Origin of the sequence: Phenylobacterium sp., from assembly GCF_020402505.1 — a bacterium.
Lineage (GTDB): Bacteria > Pseudomonadota > Alphaproteobacteria > Caulobacterales > Caulobacteraceae > Phenylobacterium.
The window spans coordinates 1-3561 of sequence record NZ_JADBZL010000205.1; the positions used below are offsets into that span (position 1 = coordinate 1).

The 3561-nt window shown below is 73.0% G+C and carries 6 protein-coding genes; 1 reads left to right on the forward strand and 5 read right to left on the reverse strand.

What is annotated here, in order from left to right:
- Positions 1-189 (forward strand): Smr/MutS family protein (locus IM632_RS13435; protein WP_296552465.1); only part of this gene is annotated, 189 nt, incomplete at its 5' end.
- On the opposite strand, the gene IM632_RS13440 is transcribed toward IM632_RS13435, so the two are convergent.
- The 5 genes from IM632_RS13440 to hisH all read right to left on the reverse strand — a co-directional run.
- Positions 146-1393: a cation:dicarboxylase symporter family transporter gene (locus tag IM632_RS13440; protein ID WP_296552467.1), complete on the reverse strand. Its 1248-nt coding sequence runs from the start codon at positions 1391-1393 to the stop codon at positions 146-148. The two genes, IM632_RS13435 and IM632_RS13440, sit on opposite strands and share 44 nt — an antisense overlap.
- The gene (locus IM632_RS13445) at positions 1390-1725 is read right to left on the reverse strand and encodes a phosphoribosyl-ATP diphosphatase (protein WP_293512228.1); all 336 of its coding nucleotides are present in this window, start codon (positions 1723-1725) and stop codon (positions 1390-1392) included. Before IM632_RS13445 ends, IM632_RS13440 begins: the two co-directional genes overlap by 4 nt.
- Positions 1722-2495 carry an imidazole glycerol phosphate synthase subunit HisF gene (hisF, locus tag IM632_RS13450; RefSeq protein WP_296483827.1) on the reverse strand — a complete coding sequence of 258 codons (774 nt, stop codon included), beginning with the start codon at positions 2493-2495 and terminating at the stop codon, positions 1722-1724. The genes IM632_RS13445 and hisF overlap by 4 nt, the downstream gene beginning before the upstream one ends.
- Before the next feature lie 2 nt (positions 2496-2497).
- A complete protein-coding gene (gene hisA / locus IM632_RS13455; protein ID WP_293519546.1) occupies positions 2498-3220 on the reverse strand; it encodes a 1-(5-phosphoribosyl)-5-[(5-phosphoribosylamino)methylideneamino]imidazole-4-carboxamide isomerase in 723 nt (240 codons plus the stop codon).
- A partial coding sequence (gene hisH, locus IM632_RS13460) for an imidazole glycerol phosphate synthase subunit HisH (RefSeq protein ID WP_296552469.1) occupies positions 3217-3561 on the reverse strand: 345 nt, incomplete at its 5' end. The genes hisH and hisA, both read right to left, overlap by 4 nt.

Genomic DNA, 3561 nt, shown 5'->3' on the forward strand with positions numbered 1-3561 from the left:
ATCACCGGCAAGGGGGTTCGAGGGGACGGCGTGCTCCGCCGGCTGACGCCGGAATGGCTGGCGGCCCCCCACCTGCAGGCGGTCGTGGCGGGAATCTCGGAGGCGCACCGCCGTCATGGCGGCGAAGGCGCCCTCTACATCGCCCTCAAGCGGCGTCCGCTCGACGCCAGCGCGCCGCCCAGGCCGTAACGCCCACGTGCCCGGCGACGTTGCCGAGGGTGCGCGAGAAGTCCGGGAAGGTCTCCACCGCCAGCAGCAGGGGCAGGAGCTCCATGGGCAGGCCCAGGCTCATGAAGATGGGGACCAGGGTGGTGAAGAAGGTCACCGAGCTCGCCACCCCTACCGCCGCAAGGCTGACCAGGGCCGCCACAAGCACCCCTGCGGCCACCTGGGCCGGGGCGAGGGGGACCCCGTAGAGATGCGCCACGTAGAGGGCCACAGCCAGGTTACCGGCCGGGCTGGTGATCCGGAAGAGGGCTACGCCCATGGGCAGGACAAGGCCGCTGACCCGCTCCGGGATTCCCAGCCGGGTGCAGGCCGCCAGCATGACCGGCAGGCAGGCGAGCGAGGACTGGGTGGAGATGGCCATGGCGCCCACCGGGACCATGGCGCCCGCCAGATCCCGGGCCGGGGTCCGGCCCCCGGCCAGGGCCGCAATGACGCCGAGGGCGCCGGCCATGAGGCACATCAGGCTGACGATGACCACATAGTGCCCCAGCAGACCCACGGCGCCGAAGCCCGTCCGCGCGCCGACCGTCAGGGCGAGGAGGAAGACGCCGCCCGGCGCCAGGACAAGGACCCAGCGGACGATCACCATCATGGCCGCCTGCACGCCGTCGAAGACCGTGACCAGCAGGTCCCGACGGGCTGCGTCGAGCCGGGAGACGGCCAGGCCGAAGATGAGGGCGAAGACCACCAGGGAGGCCATGGCCCCGTCGGCGGCGGCCTTGAAGGGATTGGCGGGGATGAAGGCGCCGAGCCACTCGGAGAGCGGCGGGGTCTGTGGAATGTTCCCGGCGTCACCGGTCGCCGCCGCCCTCAGGGCCGCCGCCGCCTCGCCCGGCGCCGGCCAGGCGGCCAGCAGGGCCGGGGTGAGCCCGGCGGTGAGGGTGGCGGCCAAGAGGAGGAGCCCGCCGAAGGCCAGGAGCGCCCTTCCCGCCAGGCCGCCGCGGCCCACCGCGTCGGCGGCCCGGGCCATGCCGGTGACCAGGAGGGCGAAGACCAGCGGGATGATGGTCATGCGCAGGGCGTCGAGCCAGACGCCGCCGACCGCCGCCGCCGCCGCGACCAGGCTGGCCTCGCCCGGCGCCTCGACGGCGTGCAGCACGGCCCCCGCCGTCAGGCCGGCGACCAGGCCCAGGAGGATCAGGGTCGTGGCGGACGGCGCCCTCATGACCCGGCCTGGCCCCGGGCGGCCTTTTCCTCAAGGCCCGAAGCCCCCTCGCGGGCCTCCAGCCGGGCGGCGACCTCGTCCGGCGAGACCCCCGCCGCCGCCAGAAGCACGAGGAGGTGGTAAAGAACGTCCGCGGCCTCAGCCGCCAGGCCGTCCCGGTCTCCGGAAACGGCCGCCACGATGGCCTCCACCGCTTCCTCGCCCAGCTTGCGCGCCGCGCGCGGCGGCCCGTCCTGGAGAAGGCGGGCGGTCCAGGAGGTCTCGGGGCGGGCGTCCCGCCGGGCCTCGATGACCGCCTCCAGGCGCCCGACCACCTCGCCAAGCCGGCTCACGCCGCCGGCTCCGTCTGGCGGACCGGCAGGCCCGCCGCCGCCATGGCGGCCTTGACCTCGCGGATGGAGACGTCGCCGAAATGGAAGATCGAGGCGGCCAGGACGGCGTCCGCTCCGCCTTGGGTGACGGCTTCGACCATGTGCCGGGCCTCTCCTGCGCCCCCTGAGGCGATGACCGGAACCTTGACCGCGTTCGTCACCGCCCGCAACAGGCCCAGGTCATAGCCGTTGCGGACCCCGTCCCGGTCCATGGAGGTCAGGAGGATCTCGCCGGCCCCGCGCCGCACCACCTCTTCCGACCAGGCCGCCGCATCCAGGCCCGAGTCCCGGCGCCCGCCATAGGTGAACACCCGCCAGCCGCCCTCGGGCGTCGCCCGGGCGTCGACCGCCGCCACCACCGCCTGGGAGCCGAAGGCGTCGGCGCAGCGGGAGATCAGGTCCGGATCCTCCACCGCCGCCGTGTTGACGCTGATCTTGTCCGCCCCCGCCAGGAGCAGGGCGCGAGCGTCCTCCACCGACCGGATTCCGCCACCTACCGACAGGGGCATGAAGCAGACGTCCGCTGTCCGTGCGACCACATCCAGGAGAGCGCCCCGGCCTTCATGACTGGCGGTGATGTCGAGGAACATGAGTTCGTCCGCCCCCGCTGCATCGTAGGCCCGCGCCTGCTCCACAGGATCGCCGGCGTCGCGCAGGGCGACAAAGTTCACGCCCTTGACCACGCGCCCGTCCTTCACGTCGAGGCAGGGGATGACGCGGACCTTCAGCATGGTCAGGCCGAGGCCGCCAGGGCGACGGCGGGGTCGATGGCGCCGTTGTACAGGGCCCGGCCCAGGACCGCGCCCGCCACAGGTGCGCCGCGCCGCGCCTTCAGCCGGATAATGTCCTCCACCGAGGCCAGGCCGCCGGCGGCGATGACCGGGATGGCCACGGCGTCGGCGATGGCGCCGAAGGCCTCGACGTTGAATCCCATCACCGTCCCGTCACGGTCGATGTCGGTGATGATCAGGGCGCCGACCCCGGCGTCCTCGAAGCGGCGGGCGACGGTGACGGCGTCCAGGTCGGTGCTCTCGGTCCAGCCCTGGGTGGCGACCTTGCCTGCGCGGACATCGACGCTGACGGCGATCTGCTCGGGCCAGAGCCGGGCGGCCTCGATGACGATCTCCGGCCGGGTCACGGCGACCGTGCCCAGGATCACCCGCGAGACGCCGGCCTCGATCCAGCGCTCCACATCCTGCAGGCTGCGGATTCCGCCGCCGAGCTGGACAGGGGTGGAGACCGCCGCGAGGATGGCCTCTACAGCCTCGCCATTCACCGCCCGGCCTTCAACGGCGCCGTTCAGATCCACCACGTGGATCCAGTGGAACCCGGCCCCGGCCCAGGTGCGCGCCTGGGCCGCCGGGGAGGTGTTGAAGACCGTGGCCGTGTCGAGGTCGCCATGCAGGACGCGGACGCACTCGCCGTCCTTCAGGTCGATGGCGGGGTAGAGGATCACGGGTGCCACTCCAGGAAACGCGACAGCAGGGCCAACCCCGCGGACTGGGATTTTTCGGGATGGAACTGCACCCCGGCCATGTTCTCCCGCACCACGGCGGCGGGGAACCGTCCGCCATGGTCGGCCTCAGCGGCCACGTCGGCGGCGTCATCGGGCCAGAAGGCGAAGGAGTGGGTGAAGTACATGGGCGCCGCGCCGATGGCGGCGATCAGTTCGGGGCCGTGCGGATTGACAAGATCGTTCCAGCCCATGTGCGGGACCTTGGCCGTCGCGTCGGCGGGGCGCAGGCGGCGCACCTCGCCGGGAATCCATCCAAGGCCGGGCGTCTCCCCGAACTCCAG